This is a genomic window from Paenibacillus sp. cl141a, assembly GCF_900109305.1.
In the GTDB taxonomy this organism is placed as follows: domain Bacteria; phylum Bacillota; class Bacilli; order Paenibacillales; family Paenibacillaceae; genus Paenibacillus_AQ; species Paenibacillus_AQ lautus_A.
In genome coordinates, this window is sequence record NZ_FNZO01000002.1 from 768,120 (window position 1) to 787,334 (window position 19,215).

16 protein-coding genes and 1 other annotated feature are annotated in these 19,215 nt (G+C 51.9%); of the genes, 15 read left to right on the forward strand and 1 reads right to left on the reverse strand.

The window, feature by feature from the left end; genetic code table 11:
- Positions 1 to 128 precede the first annotated feature (128 nt).
- The 10 genes from BMX45_RS08655 (at position 129) to BMX45_RS08705 (ending at position 13,835) form a co-directional block, all read left to right on the forward strand.
- A complete protein-coding gene (locus tag BMX45_RS08655) occupies positions 129 to 1,334 on the forward strand; it encodes a DUF418 domain-containing protein (RefSeq protein ID WP_090909314.1) in 1,206 nt (401 codons plus the stop codon).
- A gap of 429 nt (positions 1,335 to 1,763) precedes the next feature.
- Entirely contained in the window at positions 1,764 to 2,834 is a 1,071-nt protein-coding gene (locus tag BMX45_RS08660; RefSeq protein ID WP_090909315.1) for a bifunctional 3-deoxy-7-phosphoheptulonate synthase/chorismate mutase, read from the forward strand.
- 81 nt (positions 2,835 to 2,915) lie between these two features.
- Positions 2,916 to 3,145, forward strand: a binding site (T-box leader).
- A 96-nt stretch (positions 3,146 to 3,241) separates the two neighbouring features.
- Complete coding sequence (locus tag BMX45_RS08665) at positions 3,242 to 4,804, forward strand: 2-isopropylmalate synthase (protein ID WP_090909316.1); 1,563 nt, start codon at positions 3,242 to 3,244, stop codon at positions 4,802 to 4,804.
- Between the two features lie 531 nt (positions 4,805 to 5,335).
- Positions 5,336 to 5,638 (forward strand): ArsR/SmtB family transcription factor, encoded by a 303-nt coding sequence (locus BMX45_RS08675; RefSeq protein ID WP_009591021.1) that lies wholly within the window; start codon positions 5,336 to 5,338, stop codon positions 5,636 to 5,638.
- 142 nt (positions 5,639 to 5,780) lie between these two features.
- Positions 5,781 to 6,965: an MFS transporter gene (locus BMX45_RS08680; RefSeq protein WP_090909317.1), complete on the forward strand. Its 1,185-nt coding sequence runs from the start codon at positions 5,781 to 5,783 to the stop codon at positions 6,963 to 6,965.
- Between the two features lie 264 nt (positions 6,966 to 7,229).
- A complete protein-coding gene (locus BMX45_RS08685; protein ID WP_090909318.1) occupies positions 7,230 to 8,270 on the forward strand; it encodes a LacI family DNA-binding transcriptional regulator in 1,041 nt (346 codons plus the stop codon).
- A gap of 732 nt (positions 8,271 to 9,002) precedes the next feature.
- Positions 9,003 to 9,962 (forward strand): ABC transporter permease, encoded by a 960-nt coding sequence (locus BMX45_RS08690; protein ID WP_090909319.1) that lies wholly within the window; start codon positions 9,003 to 9,005, stop codon positions 9,960 to 9,962.
- 18 nt (positions 9,963 to 9,980) lie between these two features.
- A complete protein-coding gene (locus BMX45_RS08695; RefSeq protein ID WP_090909320.1) occupies positions 9,981 to 10,865 on the forward strand; it encodes a carbohydrate ABC transporter permease in 885 nt (294 codons plus the stop codon).
- A 50-nt stretch (positions 10,866 to 10,915) separates the two neighbouring features.
- A complete protein-coding gene (locus BMX45_RS08700) occupies positions 10,916 to 12,529 on the forward strand; it encodes an extracellular solute-binding protein (protein ID WP_090909321.1) in 1,614 nt (537 codons plus the stop codon).
- Positions 12,530 to 12,563: 34 nt separating this feature from the next.
- Complete coding sequence (locus tag BMX45_RS08705; RefSeq protein WP_090909322.1) at positions 12,564 to 13,835, forward strand: Gfo/Idh/MocA family protein; 1,272 nt, start codon at positions 12,564 to 12,566, stop codon at positions 13,833 to 13,835.
- Positions 13,836 to 13,928: 93 nt separating this feature from the next.
- Here BMX45_RS08705 and BMX45_RS08710 read toward each other — a convergent pair whose 3' ends face one another.
- On the reverse strand, positions 13,929 to 14,360 hold the full coding sequence (locus BMX45_RS08710; RefSeq protein ID WP_036660077.1) for an Lrp/AsnC family transcriptional regulator: 432 nt from the start codon (positions 14,358 to 14,360) through the stop codon (positions 13,929 to 13,931).
- 126 nt (positions 14,361 to 14,486) lie between these two features.
- Here BMX45_RS08710 and BMX45_RS08715 point away from each other — a divergent pair, with 126 nt between their 5' ends.
- The 5 genes from BMX45_RS08715 (at position 14,487) to BMX45_RS08735 (ending at position 19,132) form a co-directional block, all read left to right on the forward strand.
- The gene (locus BMX45_RS08715; RefSeq protein ID WP_090909323.1) at positions 14,487 to 15,245 is read left to right on the forward strand and encodes an MBL fold metallo-hydrolase; all 759 of its coding nucleotides are present in this window, start codon (positions 14,487 to 14,489) and stop codon (positions 15,243 to 15,245) included.
- Positions 15,246 to 15,523: 278 nt separating this feature from the next.
- Entirely contained in the window at positions 15,524 to 16,417 is an 894-nt protein-coding gene (locus tag BMX45_RS08720) for a helix-turn-helix transcriptional regulator (protein ID WP_090909324.1), read from the forward strand.
- Positions 16,418 to 16,467: 50 nt separating this feature from the next.
- On the forward strand, positions 16,468 to 17,286 hold the full coding sequence (locus tag BMX45_RS08725) for an NAD(P)H-binding protein (RefSeq protein ID WP_090909325.1): 819 nt from the start codon (positions 16,468 to 16,470) through the stop codon (positions 17,284 to 17,286).
- Between the two features lie 62 nt (positions 17,287 to 17,348).
- Positions 17,349 to 18,299, forward strand: a complete 951-nt coding sequence (locus BMX45_RS08730; RefSeq protein ID WP_090909326.1) for an ATP-binding cassette domain-containing protein — start codon at positions 17,349 to 17,351, stop codon at positions 18,297 to 18,299.
- A complete protein-coding gene (locus BMX45_RS08735; protein ID WP_090909327.1) occupies positions 18,296 to 19,132 on the forward strand; it encodes an ABC transporter permease in 837 nt (278 codons plus the stop codon). Before BMX45_RS08730 ends, BMX45_RS08735 begins: the two co-directional genes overlap by 4 nt.
- Positions 19,133 to 19,215 lie beyond the last annotated feature (83 nt).

Sequence of the window (19,215 nt, forward strand, 5' to 3'; positions counted from 1 at the left end):
CCAGAACGATTCCGCCTTCTCCGTTGATGTAGGGGCACTTCATAGCTCCTCAAACAGTGGAACTTTTCTTTATCCTTTCTTTATGATTGTACCTTAACCTGTAGGCACAATGATAAGGAGGTACGATGATGGCAACGAATTCACAGCCCAGAATACAGCTCATCGATAGCTTGAGAGGATTTGCACTATTAGGCATCTTTTTGGTGAACATTACGTTTTTTACGACATCGCTGCAAACCATTTCGTTCGGGGTCGAATTATGGTCGGGCGGGTACAATGAAGTCCTGATGACGCTGCGCGGGATCGTTATTGACGGCAAATTCATTTTGATCTTTTCCTTCCTGTTCGGTTACGGCATGGTGCTGTTACGGGAGAGCAGCCAGGCGAAAGGCCGCAGTTTTAACCGCATTTATGCCCGAAGATTAACCGCTCTGCTTCTGATCGGCCTGATCCATGGGATTTTGATATGGTACGGGGACGTTCTAACGCACTACGCGTTTATGGGATTCCTCCTGATGCTGTTTCAGCGCTGCAAGCCGAAAACGCTGCTGATCTGGTCGATATCCCTGCTGCTGCTCGTTCCCGTCCTGCTAACGGGAGCAAGCCTGCTGAACCCGGCATCGGGCCAGGTATTCGAGCCGTTTAGCCCAGCGGATGCCCATCAGATGGGGGTCTATTTCCAGGAGCGGGATGCCGCTATTTACGGGGAAGGGTCAACGGCCCAGATCATGGCTCAGCGGCTGAACGATTATATCAGCTCGATATTCAATATGGTGATTTTTTACCCGCAAATTTTAGGCATGTTCCTGATGGGCGCCTACTTCTGCAAGCGCCGTATTTTGCATGAGGTCCAGAAGAACCGGAAGGGGATCATCCGATTGGTCGTCATTGGCGGAAGCCTCGGTCTTCTCCTTCAACTCGCAATGACGCTAGTGGATGGACTTCCATCTTGGGGCGAGGCGGTAGTTCTATTCGTAGGGGCGCCGCTCTTGACCATGGGCTATATCGGCATGTTTGCACTTTTATACCAAAATAACTCCTGTAAAAAGGTGCTTCATGTGTTTTCCTATCCCGGCAAAATGGCCTTCACCAACTATTTGCTTCAATCGATCCTGTGCGGATTGATTTTTTACAGCTACGGTCTGGGGTGGTACGGAACCATCGAGCCGGTATGGCAGATGCTGATGGCTGTGGTCATTTTTGCTGTGCAAGCGGCCTTCAGCAGAGTCTGGTTGAAGCGGCTTCCGATCGGACCGTTCGAATATGTTTGGCGCCTGTTTACGTATTGGGGAACCCCCGTGAAACAAAGAGAAAGGGTGCATGTTCGATCCTGAAGAACAAGGCTGCCCATTTAAACCATCGCTGCATCAAAGCACCCAAGCTTTAAATAAAACCCTTGCAATTTCAATTCGGGGTGTAATACAATGCTTCTTAAATAATCAACACGATATGTTATAACAAGCGATGATGGAAAGAGTAAGCGAAAGAACGTTCCTGACAGGAAAGGGCAGCCACCGACTGAGAGCGCCCGAGTGAAGGTTCTCCGCCGAAGTTCATTCCGGAGCTGGTATTCTGATCGTTTGCATGTTTCGTGCAGACCGTAGGTTTACCCGTAACCCTTGCGTTAAGAGGTTCAAGTGAGATGTGCTTGCTATATTTTTCGCATATCTAATAAGGGTGGTACCACGACTCCTCGTCCCTTTCCGGGCGGGGGGTCTTTTTTGTTTATATAAACCAGAAAAAATGCGAGGGAGAGATTCTAGATGAGTCAAGGACGTTTGGAGCAATTGAGATCGGAGCTTGATACTGTCAATCTTCAGCTGCTGGAGCTGCTGTCGGAGCGGGCACGGATCGCCAAGGAAATCGGTCAGGAGAAAGTGAAGCAGGGAGTCCCTGATTTCGATCCGGTACGCGAGAAAAAAATGCTGGATACCTTGGTGGAACATAACCAAGGGCCTTTCGATAATGAGACGGTGCGTCATTTGTTTAAACAGATTTTTCAGGCATCCTTAAAGCTGCAGCAGGTCGATCACAAGAAGCATCTGCTGGTGAGCCGGAAGAAGAAGCAGGAGGATACGCTGATTGAGCTGGGCAATACGGTGATCGGCGGCGGCACGCCGGCGATGATTGCAGGGCCTTGTTCGGTTGAGAGTTATGAGCAGGTGCGCCAGGTTGCGGCAGCGCTCAAGGAAGCCGGGATTACCGTCATGCGCGGAGGAGCGTTCAAGCCGAGAACATCGCCTTACGATTTTCAGGGCTTAGGCGTGGAAGGCTTGAAAATTCTAAAGGAAGTGGCGTCCGAGTTCGGACTGAAGACGATCAGCGAAATTGTGGATCCTGCCCATATCGAGCTTGCGTGCGAATACATTGACGTCATTCAGATCGGTGCGCGGAACATGCAGAACTTCGAGTTGTTGAAAGCGGCGGGGGATGTCCAAACGCCGGTGCTGCTGAAACGCGGTCTTGCGGCCACGATCGATGAGTTCGTGCACGCTGCGGAGTACATCGTCTCCCGCGGCAATACGCAGGTTATGCTCATTGAACGCGGCATCCGGACATATGAGAAGGCAACGAGAAACACCTTGGACATCTCGGCGGTGCCGATCCTGAAACAAGAAACGCATCTGCCGGTGCTGGTGGACGTGACGCATTCCACGGGCCGCAAAGACATTCTGGCCCCATGTGCCAGAGCGGCCCTGGCTGCGGGTGCAGACGGCGTGATGGTCGAGGTTCATCCCGATCCGGCCACGGCGTTGTCCGATGCGGCGCAGCAGCTGAATATTCCGGAATTCCATGATTTCCTGGCTAACGTGAGAAAATCCGGATTGTTGTAAGCAGCATCGTTTTTAACTTCTGGAAAATGAAGGATTGACAAATCGCCGTTCATTCCCTAAGATAGTTATCAAAATTCATATCGAAATGTTTTGATTAGAAATAGTAAAAGCGAAATGACTTTTCAGAGAGCCGTTGGCAGGTGCGAAACGGTAACGTCGTTCCCTTTGAACTCGTCTATGAACAGCTGCCTGAACATGTAGGGTTAGCCGGAGTTCCACCGTTACAGGGATAGATGGTGATGGCCATCGAAGAAGATCATTTTGCATAAAATGAATTAGAGTGGTACCGCGGGTTCAACCTCGCCTCTATACGTAGAGGCGGGGTTTTTTTGTTGGTTAAATTCCGGGTTTAACCAACCCTGCTTGATATAGATAAACCAAGATCAGCGACCAAGGAGGAATTCCGAATGGAACGTAATATTATCGTATTGGACACAACCTTGCGCGACGGAGAGCAGGTTCCGGGCGCCAAATTAAACGTACAGCAAAAAATTGAGTTTGCGCAGCAACTGAAGCGGTTGAACGTCGATATTATCGAGGCGGGCTTTCCCGCGTCTTCGGCAGGAGACTTTCAAGCGGTTCAGGAAATCGCACGCACCGTGGGCGACAGCGTCTCGATCACTGCGCTTGCGCGCGCGGTGAAGGGCGATATCAATGCGGTATATGAAAGCATTAAGCTTGCGCAAAACCCGCTGATTCATATCGTGCTCGGTACCTCGAACATCCATGTGGAGAAGAAATTCAACCGCTCCAAGGATGCCGTGCTTCAGATGGGCGTGGATGCCGTGAAGTACGCCAAAACGCTGCTGCCTCAAGTTCAGTATTCGACGGAGGACGCATCCAGGTCCGATTTTGAATATCTGTGGAAAACGATTGAGGCCGTGGTAAAGGCCGGGGCAACGATGATTAACGTGCCGGACACGGTCGGTTATGCCGTTCCGGACGAATTCGGCGAATTGATCCGCAAAATCAACGAGCGCCTGAAAAACCTGAACGATCAGGTAATCCTCAGCGTTCACTGTCATAACGACCTGGGACTTGCTACGGCGAACACGCTCAGCGCCGTGCGGAACGGCGCCCAGAAAGTGGAATGCACCATCAATGGTTTAGGGGAGCGCGCAGGCAATACTTCGCTGGAAGAAGTCGTCATGGGACTGAAGGTCCGGGAGAATCATTTCAAAGCTTCCACCAATGTCCGTCACAAGGAGCTGTTCCGAACCTCCAGGCTGCTGACGCATTTGACGGGCCTGGATGTGCAGGTGAACAAAGCGATAACGGGCGAGAACGCATTTGCGCACTCTTCCGGTATTCATCAGGACGGCCTGCTGAAGGATAAGCAGGTCTATGAAATTATGTCGCCGGAGGAAGTCGGCGCCGACAGCATGGAGTTGATCCTGACGGCGCGATCGGGAAGGCATGCGTTCAAGAACGCGGTGGAGAAGCTGGGCTTCGAGACGGGCGAAGGCGAAGATTTTGAAGCGCTGTTCGAGAAATTCCTGCAGTTGGCCGATGCCAAGAAGGAAGTATATGACCATGACGTCTTTTATCTGGTGACCCAGCACCGCACCCATGAAGAAGTCAGCAGCCATCTGTACGAGCTGGACTCCTTCCAGGTCGTCACCAATGATCTGTATCCGACGGCAACCGTGAAGCTGAAGAAAGGCAGCGACACATTCAGGGACAGTATGGTGGGGGATGGTCCGATCGATGCGCTGTACAGTGCCATTAAAGCATTGGTCGGTTTGGACGTGCAGTTGAAGGATTACAAAATCAACAGTCTGTCGAGAGGAAAAGAAGCCATCGGCCGGGTAAACATCCGTATCGAATACCAGGGCAAAATCTATTCCGGACGCGCGATGGATACGGATATAATCAAGGCCAGCGCGCTGGCCTTTCTTAACGGGATCAACGCGGTATTGCTTGATGCCGGCCACGATTCGCAGGCGCAGGCGCCGGTGAGTGCACGATAATGCCGTCGTAAGGATCCAGATGGTTGATAACGATAAGGGGCTGCCCTATAGAAGCTTTAAGAAAGCGGCCAGCAGGTCCAGAATATGCTGGCCGATATGGGGCACAGCAATCAGGTTTCTTTATCAATATGAACCAGCGGAAACAAACACGCCGAGCGTTCGAAGGATGTGAACGAAGAGAGAGGGTGAAGGAGCTTGAGAAGCTGACCAATACGGACATTCATCTGACGATGCTTCCGCCGAAGGTTGGGCGTCGAGAGGTCATGTTGCGGCACGGCGTTCCCTGCCAACGATACAGAGCGGATCCTGAAGCTAAGCGCTTTATTCGAGACATACCGTTGTCCTTTTGAGCTTGTGCTTGCATCGGAACTGAACAATCTGTAGCGGTGCAGGCCGCCTGGAATTTCCCGAACGTTCATGTCGGCGGGATTTATGCAAAAGTCGATCCTGACGGGATCGGCTTTTGCTGGTTAAACAAGAACCAGAGAAATCGGGATTGACATATCGATAAATCTAGATATAATGATACGTATGAAACCAATCGAGGTGTTTAAAGCGTTGTCCAATGAATCAAGACTGGAAATATTGCAATGGCTCAAGGAACCGGAACAGCATTTTACGCCCCACGAAGGGATTGATATGAGGGAAATCGGGGTATGCGTAAGCCAGGTGACCGAGAAATTGAACATGACGCAGTCCACGGCATCGCAGTATTTATCGATTCTGCATCGGGCAGGCCTGATCAAGACGGAACGCTTGGGGAAATTTACGTATTATAAGCGGGATGAAGAAGTGATCCGGGAAATCGGAGAGTATTTGAAGCAGGAGATATAGAACAGGAACTGAATGTTTCCTTAAAATAAGGAATATTCAGTTTTGTTTCGCATTACATATCTATATATTGCGATATGTATTTTTATTGGTTCGATATATCGACATTTCACGATATATAAATATAAAATAAAGGAGTGGAATCATGACGGGTTCATGGAAAATTTATGTTTTGGCTATTGTCAGTTTTTTAGTTGGGACATCGGAGTATATCATATCGGGGGTGTTGGATAAAATCGCGGCTTCGTTAGAGATTACCATCACCGCTGCCGGCCAGCTGATCACGATTTTCTCGTTGGTGTACGCAATCTTGACTCCCGTGCTTATGGCATTGACGGCTAAGGTGGAGAGACGGAAGCTGCTGGTCTATTCGTTGGGCGTGTTTGTGGTCGCCAATCTTTTGTCATTTGCTCTGCCGGGATATATCCCGTTTGTCATTGCCCGCGTGCTTATGGCGATGGGCGCTGGCATGGTGGTTGTCACGGCGCTTGGAATCGCCGCCAAAATCGCGCCGCCAGGCAAGCAGGCGAGCTCGATCGCCACGGTGGTCATGGGCTTCACGGCTTCGCTCATCATAGGCGTTCCGCTCGGGCGAATCGCAGCCGCTGCTTTTGGATGGAAGTCGGTGTTCGGGTTGATTGCCGTCCTGGGGATTCTTTCGATGTTTGTCCTGCATAAGGCCATTCCCAAAACAACAGGCGATGCCCCGGTCCCGCTGCTCCAGCAGTTCGCACTGCTCAAGAAATCCAAAGTGGCACTTGGTTTGGCGATTACGTTCTTCTGGCTGGGCGGGTATTCCGTCGCCTATACGTACCTGTCCCCTTATCTTCTGAACGTTAGCGGTTTGAATGAACAATGGATCAGTTCAGCCTTGTTTGCCTTTGGCGTTGCCAGCCTCATCGGCTCCAAGTTCGGAGGGTTCAGCACGGACAGATGGGGAGTACCGCTTACCTTAATCGGCGGCATGCTTCTGCATATTACTGCTTTAATCGTCCTGACTTTTACCGATGCGGGCGCATCCGTTATGCTGGTGTTTGCCGTACTTGTGATTTGGTCGCTGGCCGCTTGGTCAACCGGGCCCACGCAGCAGTATAATCTCGTCCAGCTGGAGCCGAATTCCTCGGGGGTCATGCTTGGCCTGAACCAGTCCATGATGCAGCTGTCCATGGCGGCAGGCGCGGGTATCGGAGGAATTGCGATCGAACGAATTTCGTTGTCGTCCATCGCCTGGATCGGCGCTGCGGGTGTTGCGATAGCCGCGGTTGTGTCGCTAGTACTGTTTCAATCCATTAAGCAGGAGAGCACGGATCACGCGGCACTCGATGCTTGAATGCATGACCGATGGTAACAGCCTGCTGCTCCGGGCCAGCGATGCTCCGGCAGTATCGCTGCTAAGATAACAAGAGTATGTACATGAGGCCCGGCTTCGTTTCTAAAATTCGTTAATGGAAGAAAGCAGTGGCAACGGCTGAGGCCGCGGCTCCTCGTACAGCCAAATGGACATCCATTTGACGCCCTCCAACCGGAACGTTTATGCTATGATCAATGGATGGCGGAAAATTTGGTTCCAAATGTTGCAGGAGGAGGAGTTCGCTTGGCTAAGCTTAAAGATATCGCCGAAAGGGTTGGCGTATCCATATCCACGGTTTCGCGGGCCATCAGCAACGATGCTAATCGTCCGGTCAATGAAGAAACCAAGCAGAAAATCCGGGAAGCAGCGCTTGAACTCGGTTATAAATTACATGAACCATCCCGAAGCGTACATGCTTACAATACGGCCGACAAACGGGTTGTCTGTGTCGTTCCCCAACACCTGATGGATGATCACCCGTATTTTTCAACGGTTCTAGCCGGTTTCCATAAAAAAATGGAGGAGCTGGGCCAGCCCCCGGCTATCGTCCGCACATGCGAAGAGATCGGCGATGCGGACCGGATACAGCTCATGCTGAGGGAGACGGGAGCGCAAGGGATCGTAGCCATAAGCTGGTACGACAAAGAGCTGTTTGAGCTGATGCAGCAGGCCGGGGTTGCCATCATGGGAGTAAGTTTGAATGATGACCGGCTGAACGTCCCGGTTGTAGACTGTGACCGGATTCTATCAGCGAGGGCAGCCGTACGCCACCTGATCGACCAAGGGCATTCGCGGATCGCTTATATCGGAGGCCCCGCATATTCCAAGCAAATGGAAAGCGAGGAACGGTATGTCGGATACAAATTCGCTATGCTCGAGGCCAACTTGGAGGTGCGCGAGGAGTGGCAGATGAACACCGGATGGAACGTGGACCGAAGCTTCAGCAAGTTGTCTGAGCTATTGGGAGGGCTTTCCAAAGGGCAATGGCCGACGGCTGTTTTCTGTGCAAGCGACATGCTTGCCATTCCAGCCATGCGGGCCGTCGTCGAGAACGGCGGCCGCATACCGGAGGATATCGCGATCGTAGGAATGGATAACATCGATGTGGCCCAGTATACAACGCCGCCGCTGTCCTCCGTATCCGTTCCCAAATACGAAATCGGCAGGGTAGCGGCCAAATCGATTGTGGATTATTTGGATGGCCATTTCCCGATGGCAACCAAGATATTGCTGCCATGCTCATTGATTGTGCGGGAATCCTCCAGACATACCCGAAACGATTAAAATATAACTTTTCATGTTCAATTAATTGACATTTTAAAAAGAAAAGAGATGATCAAACAGCCGCCGGGTTTCAAGCCGACGGCTGTTTTTTGCTGTTACTCACCAAAAAATAAATCATTTCACGCCAAAAACATCCAAAAAATTGTTTGACTTTGCCAAATGCCTATATTATTATGAGTGAAAATCCATGAAGCGTTTGGCATTCTGTTTTCCTTTTTTTTTGAGTTGGATAAGATCCGATCGCATCGTGATGTTCATATATATGATTGCGTTTTCATCTCTTTTGTATCAAAGTAAACGAATAATGCGAGATATTCCCCGTAGAGAAGTTGGAGCCCCTTCGATTGCAAGTTTAAACTCATGAAAGTATCAATAATTATCCAAACTAGATCCAAATATACCTTGATTTTATCCAAAAATAATTCCAAATAACTAGAATAACGTCCGACTCCATCGGATTTTATTTATAAACTCAGAAGATGTCATTGTTTATGACATGGAATTCCTGGAATGCCGCATTGAATAACTGAGCCTTTATGCGGTTGTCGTTTGTCAGATGACGGATAACAGAGCAAAGGAGGGAAATCGTAAACCGAGTGCTGCACCAGTTGGATCCATAGGAAGAAAACCGCTCTCCAGAAGGGAATCCGGTTGAGCAGGGGTACCCTGAAATGTAATTGTTTGTTTTGTTGGCGTATCTAGATTAACCAATACATACCGAGGTGATGCTCATTGGCAAATACGACCCTGCAGCCCGCAGCAAATGCGGTTTCCGAGACAAAGCGTAAACGCTTCATGTGGAATCGCATCCTTCGTAATTGGCAGCTTTATGCTCTGATTTCACCGGTCATCGCCTATTACGTCCTGTTCCAGTACGTTCCGATGTACGGCATCCAGATCGCCTTTAAGGATTTTATAGCAACGCAAGGGATATGGGGCAGTCCGTGGGTCGGCTTTGAGCACTTTGACCGATTTTTCAACAGCTATTATTTCTGGCGCTTAATCAAGAACACGCTGGGCATCGGTTTATACAGCCTGGCCGTCGGTTTTCCGATCCCGATTATTCTGGCATTGCTCATGAATGAGATACGGGCCGAGCGTTTCAAGAAATTCGTGCAGACCATCACCTATGCTCCTCACTTTCTTTCTACCGTGGTCGTTGTCGGGATGATGATGATCTTCCTGTCCCCCCGTTACGGCATCATTAACCATTTCATTGAAATGGTTGGAGGCCAGCCGATCAATTTCATGACAGAGCCATCCTGGTTCAAATCGCTGTACGTGCTGTCGGATGTATGGCAGACCATGGGCTGGAGCTCCATTATTTATTTGGCTGCCCTTGCCGGCATTGACAACCAGCTGCACGAAGCCGCGCGTGTCGATGGTGCGACGAGGCTTCAGCGCATCTGGCATATTAACATCCCGGGCATCATGCCAACGATCATCATCCTCTTGATCCTGAACATGGGCAGCATTATGGGCATCGGGTTCGAGAAGGTGCTCCTGATGCAGAACAACCTGAATATGGAGAGCTCCGACATTATAGCCACCTATGTCTACCGAATGGGGATCCAGAATGCCGAGTACAGCTTCTCCGCGGCGATCGGATTGTTCAATTCCGTCATCAATTTCATTCTGCTGGTTGCGGTGAACTTTATTTCGAAGCGGGTTAGCGAAACAAGTCTTTGGTAAAGAGGGGAGCATCGAACCATGCAAATTGAATCCAGAGGGGACCGTATTTTTAATGTCATCAACTATACGATTCTGATCCTGGTCACCATCATCGTCATGTACCCGCTGCTTTTTGTGCTCAGCGCATCGTTTAGCGACCCGCAGGCTGTTCTCCGGGGCGAGATGCTGCTGTGGCCAAAGGGAGTCAACCTGAATTCTTACGCGAAAATATTCCAGAACCAGGATATCATCAGCGGCTTTACCAACACACTGGTGTACACATCGCTCGGCACGTTCATCAACCTCACGATGACCATTCTTGCGGCCTATCCGCTGTCGCGGAAGGATTTTGTCGGGCGAAATGCCATCATGGCACTATTGGTTTTCACGATGTTTTTCAGCGGAGGGCTCATTCCGACGTATTTGCTGATCAAGAACCTCGGCATGCTGAACACGCTCTGGGTCATGATTATCCCGAATGCCGTATCCATCTGGAACATCATCATCATGCGCACCTTCTTTCAGCAGTCCATTCCCGGCGAGCTGCAGGAGGCCGCGACCATCGACGGCTGCTCGAACATCAAAATATTGACCCGGATCATATTGCCGTTGTCCATGCCGATTATCGCGGTGACCATTCTCTTCTATGCGGTCGGTCATTGGAATGCGTTCTTCAATGCACTGTTGTATCTGTCGGACAAAGATAAATTTCCGCTGCAGCTCATCCTGCGCGAAATCCTGATTCAGGGACAAACGAACGACATGGTCAAAATGTCGACCGAATCGGCGATCAAGCAGCAAAGGGAAGTGGAGGGCATCAAGTACGCGGTGTTGGTCGTGGCCAATATTCCGGTGCTGGCGCTCTATCCGTTCCTGCAGCGATATTTTGTCAAAGGCGTGATGATCGGGGCCATCAAAGGATAAATTCCTTGCATGGATAAATGGATGGAACACGATAAAGGGGAGGATTACGGATGAAGCTGAAGCAATGGGGAAGTTTTCTGTTGACCTGCATGTTGTCGGTATCGCTGGCGGCGGGCTGCAGCCCGAAGGGTTCGGGCGGAACGGACTCGGCCGATGAAGGGAAAGCCGCGATAAATGAAACGGGATTTCCGATTGTCGACGACAAGATGACGGTGACCGGCTTTGCCGGAAAGTTCTTTGCCAATGCCGACTGGAACAACATCAAACTGTGGCAGGAATATGAGAAAATGACCAATATCAAGGTGCAGTGGGACACGGTGCATAAAGACAATTTGGCCGAAAAACGCAACCTGCTGCTTGCCGGCGGCGATTATCCGGAGATGTTCTATGCTTCCGCATTCCCGAGGGCGGATTTGCTGAAGTACGGCAAGCAGGGCGCTTTTATCCCGTTGAATGACCTGATAAATCAATACGCGCCGAATTTTAAAGCGTTGATGGAGAAATATCCGGTCATCGAGAAGGGGATTACGATGCCGGACGGCAACATTTACGGGCTGCCGACGCTGTATGACCCGGAATTCCGGTCCGTGCTGTACGGAACGCCGTGGGTGAAGACGGAGTGGTTGACCAAGCTTGGGCTTCAAGAGCCGCAGACGCTGGATGAATTCTACGATATGTTGAAGGCGTTCAAGGAGAAGGATCCGAACGGCAACGGCCAGAAGGATGAATATGCTTGGGGTGGCGTAGGAACCGCCGGCATCGTCAACTATTTGCGGGGTTCGTTCGGCCTTAATTATCACGGAACCTCGAACATTAACGTGGATACCGACCCGGCGAGCGGAAAGGTCCGGTTCATTCCGACGGATCCAAGATACAAGGAACTGCTTCAATTCGTGAACAAACTGTATAAGGACGGCCTGCTGGAGCAGGATATCATGTCCGTGAAGAGCACGGAGGTGGACGCCAAAGGCGTGGAAGGCCTTCTCGGCGTTGTCGATAACGTGGACCCGGTCGCCATCTACAACCAGGAGGGTTATGTGGGGCTTCCGGTATTGAAGGGGCCGCACGGCGATCAGATGTTCAGCGCTACAGGCTCCCCGCTGGGGAACATCGGGATGTTTGTCCTGACCGATAAAGCGAAGAATCCGGCCGCGCTGATCCGCTGGATGGATTATTTCTACAGCGACGAAGGCATCCGCATGTTCTTCATGGGCTGGAAAGACGAAACGTATAAGGAAGATGCGGCCGGCAATGTGGATTACGTGGACGAAATCAAGAACAATCCGGAGGGTCTCAACCTGGACCAAGCGGTCGGGCAGTATCTGATATGGCCCGGCGGATATTATCCGGGATTCGTGACGCAGAAATATTTCAAGGGAGCGGAAGGCCTGCCGACGTCCGTAGAAAACGCAAAGAAAGCCGAGCCGTACGTCATCCCTCAAGACAAGGTCTGGCCGCCGTTTAACTTTACGGCCGATGAGCAGTCCGAGCTTACCGGAATCCAGACCGACATTCACACGTACGTGGATGAGATGCGGGACAAATTCATAGCCGGCAACGAGTCTTTTGATAACTGGGACCAGTATGTCGCTAACCTGCAAAAGATGGGGTCGGAGCGCTATCTGTCCATTTATCAATCCGCGGCCGACCGATATACCGAATAAGACAAGTACCAGAACATTAAAGGAGCGACATGAGATGACACAATTGAAAGCCATATTGATCGGGGCAGGCGCGCGCGGCGCCGGGGGGTATGCCCCCTATGCCCTGGACTACCCGCATGAACTGGCCTTCGTGGCCGTAGCCGAGGCCGATCCGGCGCGGCGCACCCGATTTGCCGAGGAGCATGGCATCCCGCCGGAGCGGTGTTACGATACCTGGGAACCGCTGCTGGCCGAGGCCCGGCTTGCCGATATCGCCGTCATTTGTACGCAGGACCGTATGCACTATGGCCCAACCATGCAGGCATTGGAGAAACAGTATCACGTGCTTTTGGAGAAGCCGATGTCCCCGGAGCCGAAGGAATGCCTGGAGATGGAGCAGGCCGCCATCCGTAACAACAGGCTTTTGACCATATGCCATGTGCTGAGGTATACCCCCTTTTGGAGTGCCATTAAACGCGTGCTTCAGGAAGGGACCATCGGCGAGGTGGCTTCGATCCAGCTGAACGAGAACGTGGGATATTGGCATATGGCGCACAGCTTTGTGCGGGGGAATTGGAATAACTCCGACAAGGCAAGCCCGATGATTCTGGCCAAATCGTGCCATGACATGGATGTGCTGTCTTGGTTGATGGACCGTCCCTGCACGCAGGTCACTTCGTTTGGCTCGCTGATGCATTTTCGTGAGGACCAGGCGCCCGAAGGCTCGGGGGACCGATGCCTGGATTGCAAAGTGGAACCCGTCTGTCCCTATTCCGCTCCCCGGTTTTACTTGAGCGATGAGTACAAGGGCTGGGCAAGGCATTTTACCCAGGAGCTGACCAAGCCGAACATTATTCAGGGGCTTCGCGAGACGGACTATGGCCGCTGCGTATATCGGAGCGATAACAACGTCGTTGATCATCAGGTCGTCAATATGGAGTTTGAGGGCGGGGCCACCGCGATGTTCAGCATGTGCGGATTTACGCATGAACAGGAGCGCAGAATCCAAATTATGGGTACCCGCGGCGAGCTTCGGGGAGAGGAAGGCAAGATCACGGTATACGATTTCCTGACCGGTCAGAAGACGGAGATTACGATTCCTTCGCAATCCAGCGGACATGGTGGGGGCGACAGCGGGATCGTGGCCAGCTTCCTGAGAGAGGTTCGGAGCTATAATGGACAGGAGAGCCTGACGTCGGCAAGCGCCTCCGTGCGGAGCCATCTTATCGCGTTCGCAGCTGAGAAATCAAGGCTGAATCAAGGCCGGTCCATCAATCTGAACGAATATGCGCGGGAATTGATGGCTGAAGAAAACGCGGTAAAATAAACGGAATTATATTAAAATTACATCATATGAAAAATTCGGAATAGATTTAAAAGAAGAAGCGGGCTGATCCTGGGGACAGCCCGCTTCTTCTTTTTATTTGACCTGGTCAATGGACAGGCTGACTTTATAATTCCCGTACTTCAGAAGCTCTTCCAGAAAATCGTTCAAATCCTTGGGCGAACCCGCCCGTACCCTGAGCCAATAACAGCCCTCACCGCTGACGCGGTGGGTTTCGGCGACCATGTCGTGCGACTGAATAAAGGACAGGAAAGGAGAGTGAGCCGTATGTAACGCCAAGAACACGGTGACAAAAGCGTGTACGGTCAGACCGATTTTGTCCGGATTCCAACGAAGCGTAAAGCCTTCAATGACACCCAGATCCTGCAGCTTGCGAACGCGGGCCCCGACGGCTTGTCCCGTCAAATGCACCCGCTGTCCGATCGCTTTGTGAGACAGGCTTGCATCTTCGAGCAGGTGTTGCAATATGCGAAGATCGACTTCGTCGAATTCATGAGCGCTTGGCATGCGAATGTTCCTTTCACGATGAAAGTGAGTTCCCCTAATTCCTTTCACGAAGCCGTAGGCAGGAATTATAGCGATCTCTATAATGGGTTTAAGAACCATATTAATTGAAACAAAGGGGAAATGAAAGTGAAACTTCAGCTTATACGTAATGCTACGTTAAGAATACAGTACGCCCATCTTGAACTGCTGGTCGATCCGATGTTTAGCGATGCCAAGGCGAACCCGCCCGTCTTCAACTCCGCGAATGACAGACGGAATCCGCTTGTCCCGCTGCCGTTCTCCATGGCTGACAAGCTCCGTCCGAACGCGGTGCTGGTCACGCACCTGCACCCGGATCACTGGGATCAAGACGCGATCGACGCACTGCCGAAGTCAACGCCGATCCTGTGCCAACCGGGAGATGAGGATACCTTATCATCACAGGGTTTTGCGTCCGTGACGGCAGTATCGGAATCCTTGGAATATGAAGGAATCTCGATCATCCGAACCGGCGGCCGGCATGGAACCGGTGAGATCGGCCAGATGATGGGGCAGGTATCCGGCTTTATTCTGAAAGCAGAAGGACACCCGACGCTTTATATAGCGGGCGATACCATCTGGTGCGATGAAGTGGAAGAAGCGCTCGATGCACATAAGCCCGATATGACGGTTGTCAATGCCGGCGGAGCCCGGTTTCTCGCGGGGGACCCGATCATCATGGATGAGGACGATGTGATCGAACTGCTGCGGTATGCTCCATATACGAAGGCCGTTGCGGTCCATATGGAAGCCATCAACCACTGCCTAGTGACAAGAGAAGCGCTGTCCGGTCGTCTGGCAGCTGAAGGCCTTGGCTCGCGAATCGAAATTCCGCAGGATGGCCAATGGGTCGAGTGGAAAGCGTAAAACCGCAACATGTTGCGGTTCGCTATAGCAGCGGGAAAAGTTTGCTGCCATCCGATGGCTTCAGCAGCAGTGAGACCGTCTGAATATGATATAATCTATGCAGGAAGCTCCGTGATACGGAGCTTTTTTTGTTGTCCCGCCTCATCTACTGCTTTTCATAAAAATAATCCCTATTTCAACGGGAACGTAATTTAATCCTGACATGCTAGATGTCAGGATTTATGGTTTAACATTCGATTCAGAAGTCAAAAAGGACGAAAACGCAAGGAGTGTAAACGATGAAGCTGGACCGGCTGCTTGGCATTACGATGGAATTGTTGACCAAAAGAAGAGTGACCGCCACAGCGCTGGCTGCTAGGTACGAGGTTTCGGTTCGCACGATTTACCGCGATGTGGACCTCATCAATCAGGCCGGCATTCCAATCGCTTCCTATCCCGGTGCGGATGGCGGGTTTGAACTGATGAGCGGGTTCTACCTGACGAGGCAGCACTTCTCCGTGGATGACTTTTTGGCTATCTATAATCTCTTAAAGGGCATCGAAGGGACTGTGAAAGGGAGATATACAGCGATCATGAATAAGCTCGGAACCCTGCAGCCTGCCCTGTTGAACGGAGGATGTCATGAACAAATCATAGTCGAGATGAGCACGTCGGAACATGAGCGGACATGGGTCCGGCAAATGTTGAAAGCTATTGAAGGCTCAAACCTGATAACCCTTCATTATACCAGCGCATCCGGCAGCCGCTCAGAGCGGCAAGTGGAGCCGCTGCAGCTGTACTGGGAACAAGGCGTCTGGTATTTGGAGGCTTACTGCTTGTTCCAGCAGGCGAAGCGAATTTTCAGGGTATCTCGCATATCCGGTCTTGAAATATCCGAGAACACGTTCCTCCGAAGAGAGGGCCTGGAGCGGGAGGAGCAAGAGGAAGTGCAGGGAATTGAGGCGCATCTTCGTTTCGATCCGTCCGCCGGTCCGCGGGTGATCGAGCAGTTTCCCGATGCATGCGCCTCCAGCGAGGGATATTTGGATGTCCAAACCATCTTCTATACCAAAGCTTATGCTAACTCGGTGATCCTAAGCTACGGTGCCAAGGTGGAGATCCTCTCGCCGCCGGAACTTAAGGAAGATCTGCTGAGAGAGCTGGAGGACATACGTAAACGTTACGAACCATGACGCAACAAATATACGCGTACCTTTAATTAACGCACAAGGAGGATTTCCATTTGACCATTTTAATAACAGGCGCTACCGGAACCGTTGGAAAACACATCGTGCAGCAGCTTGTGCTGCAAGGAAACGAAGTGAGAGGGATCTCACGCCATCCGCAGCAGGCGAAAGTGCCCGAGGGCGTTCAGATGTATGCTGGCAATCTCAATGACCCGGATAGTCTGATTCCCGCCCTGCAAGGCGTAACCGCGATGCATCTGATCATTTCCAGCGATGAGGCTTACGGAACCCTTCAGACGGATCCGCGGATTATCGAACTGGCCGAGAAGGCGGGCGTAAAACGGGTAACGGTGTTGGTGGGATATGAAGAAGGTCCAGTCGAAGCGGCCCTGCGAAACAGCGGAATGGAATGGACCCTGCTCAAGCCTGGTGAATTTATGGCGAATATTCTGGTCGATTGGCAGGAATCGATCCGCGACGAAGGCGTTGTCCGCGAGCCGTTCGGCCATGCGTTGAGTGCGAGAATCCATGAAGCCGATATCGCTCGCGTTGCCGTTGCCGCACTTCTGGAGGAAGGTCACCATGGCCAAGAATATTTCCTTACGGGACCGGAGGCCCTCTCGCGAACGGAAGCGGTTCGGATCATAAGCGAGGTAACAGGCAAGGAGATCCGTTTTGTTGAACTGACCGAGGAACAGGCGAGAGAGCAATGGAGAGAGCAGGGCTACGACGAAGAGTCGATTGAGTTTTATGTGCAAATGGGAAAAAATCCGCCCGAGATCGGTTCTAAGGTACTGCCGACGGTGGAGGAGGTCACGGGGCTGCCGGCAGCAACGCTTGCCGATTGGGTCCGTGATCATCTGGACGATTTTTAAGAGCGGGCCTTCTTAAGATGATGGAGACCGCGATGATAAAGGAAGAGAAGGGAATGTGATACTTGTCTTACGCCATTGAAACGAAAGGGCTTCGTAAATCCTATAACGGAACGGAGGTCGTTCGGGGAATCGATCTGCGAGTCGAACAAGGAGAGCTCTTTGCCTTGTTAGGTCCGAACGGCGCCGGAAAAACAACCACCATCCATATGTTATCCACCCTGATAAAGCCGGATGGCGGGTGCGCCAGCGTAGCCGGTTTTGATATCGTGGGCCATGCCCGAAACGTTCGGAGAAGGATTAGCCTGACAGGCCAGTTTGCGGCACTGGATGAAGGACTCTCCGGTCTTCAGAATTTAAAGCTGATCTCCAGGCTTTACGGTCATTCGGCAAAAGCGGCCCGGTCCGTAAGCGAGGAGCTGATCGAAGCCTTCGGACTCGGCGAAGCGAAGGATCGCGCGGTGCAGCATTACTCCGGCGGGATGCGGAGGCGGCTGGATATTGCCGCCAGTATCGTTACCGAGCCCGATGTTATTTTTCTGGATGAGCCGACGACGGGACTGGACCCGCAAAGCCGTGTTCAAGTGTGGGATGTTGTAAGGTCACTATTGAAACGGGGGACCACGGTGCTGCTCACAACCCAATACTTGGAGGAAGCTGATCAACTGGCGGACCGGATTGCCGTGATGGATAAAGGGAACTTGATAGCCGAAGGGACGCCCCGGCAATTGAAGGCTTCGATTGGCGACAGGACGTTAACCGTCCAATTCAACGAGCAGGCCGATCGGGATAAATTGGGTACGTGGTTATACGAGGCGCACGCCTTGACCGTATTGCAGGACGATCATCCGTTGGTACATAAGATCCCGGTGAAGGATGCGTTTGCTGCCCATCAGGCCATCCATATGCTGATGGAAAACGGGTTCGCCATTGACTATTTTGCCTTAAGCGAGCCGAGTCTGGATGAGGTCTTTCTGTCCCTGACCGACGCAAAGTCGAAAGGAGGCGCTCCATGAGTGCAAACCAGCATATGACAGCGAATAAGGACGGCTTGCCGACGGTTCGGCGAGCGGCCATCGATCCTCCCTCTGTCCTGACGTCGATCCGAATCTTTATGTGGAGAACCTGGCAGCATACCAAGCATAACGGGTTTGGTCTGGTGATGGATGCGGTTCTGTCGCCGGTTCTGCTGCTGCTCATCTTCAGTTACCTGTTCGGCGGTGCCATGGCCGGGTCAACCGGGGCTTATATTCAATTCCTCTTGCCCGGCATCCTGATCCTGACGGTCGTTCCCATGACCGTGTACAGCGGAACCACGATATGCTCGGATATTACCCAAGGGGTGTACAATCGTTTCCGAACGCTGCCATTCTGGCAGCCTGCATCCGTGCTTGGCTCCATCCTTACGGATGGGCTGCGTTATGCAACCGGCGTTACTGCTGCCCTCGGTACGGGCGTGGCGCTGGGTTTCCGCCCGGAAGGCAGCGCCATTCAGGTGTTGTGCGCCCTAGCCTTCATCCTGTTGTTTGCCTTCAGCGTCAGCTGGATATTTGCGCTGGTCGGCGTCGTGGCCAAGCGGCCGGAGACGGTGTCGGGGTCCAGCATGATCGCGATATATCCGCTGTTGTTCGCCAGCAGCATTCTGGTGGATTCGTCGACGATGCCGAAATGGACAGCGACCCTTATCGATTTGAATCCCGTCAGTATGGCGGCTACCACCGTCAGGGCGCTGATGAGCGGTACGGCAGGAACGGCCGAGATCATGACCGGAATCGGAGTCTGCGTGCTGTTTATGGGGATATTTGCCCCGCTTACGCTTTATCTGTACCAGACGAAAAACGAGCGGTAACAAGCACAAAAAAACCAGGCTGCATGAGCATGCAGCCTGGTTTTTATCTATGGTACGTCATTGCAGTTAATTTCCATCGTATC

Coding starts and splice junctions, on each gene's coding strand:
- BMX45_RS08655 (WP_090909314.1), top strand. CDS start 129: ATGGCAACGAATTCACAGCCCAGAATACAGCTCATCGATAGCTTGAGA.
- BMX45_RS08660 (WP_090909315.1), top strand. CDS start 1,764: ATGAGTCAAGGACGTTTGGAGCAATTGAGATCGGAGCTTGATACTGTC.
- BMX45_RS08665 (WP_090909316.1), top strand. CDS start 3,242: ATGGAACGTAATATTATCGTATTGGACACAACCTTGCGCGACGGAGAG.
- BMX45_RS08675 (WP_009591021.1), top strand. CDS start 5,336: ATGAAACCAATCGAGGTGTTTAAAGCGTTGTCCAATGAATCAAGACTG.
- BMX45_RS08680 (WP_090909317.1), top strand. CDS start 5,781: ATGACGGGTTCATGGAAAATTTATGTTTTGGCTATTGTCAGTTTTTTA.
- BMX45_RS08695 (WP_090909320.1), top strand. CDS start 9,981: ATGCAAATTGAATCCAGAGGGGACCGTATTTTTAATGTCATCAACTAT.
- BMX45_RS08700 (WP_090909321.1), top strand. CDS start 10,916: ATGAAGCTGAAGCAATGGGGAAGTTTTCTGTTGACCTGCATGTTGTCG.
- BMX45_RS08705 (WP_090909322.1), top strand. CDS start 12,564: ATGACACAATTGAAAGCCATATTGATCGGGGCAGGCGCGCGCGGCGCC.
- BMX45_RS08710 (WP_036660077.1), bottom strand. CDS start 14,360: ATGCCAAGCGCTCATGAATTCGACGAAGTCGATCTTCGCATATTGCAA.
- BMX45_RS08720 (WP_090909324.1), top strand. CDS start 15,524: ATGAAGCTGGACCGGCTGCTTGGCATTACGATGGAATTGTTGACCAAA.
- BMX45_RS08735 (WP_090909327.1), top strand. CDS start 18,296: ATGAGTGCAAACCAGCATATGACAGCGAATAAGGACGGCTTGCCGACG.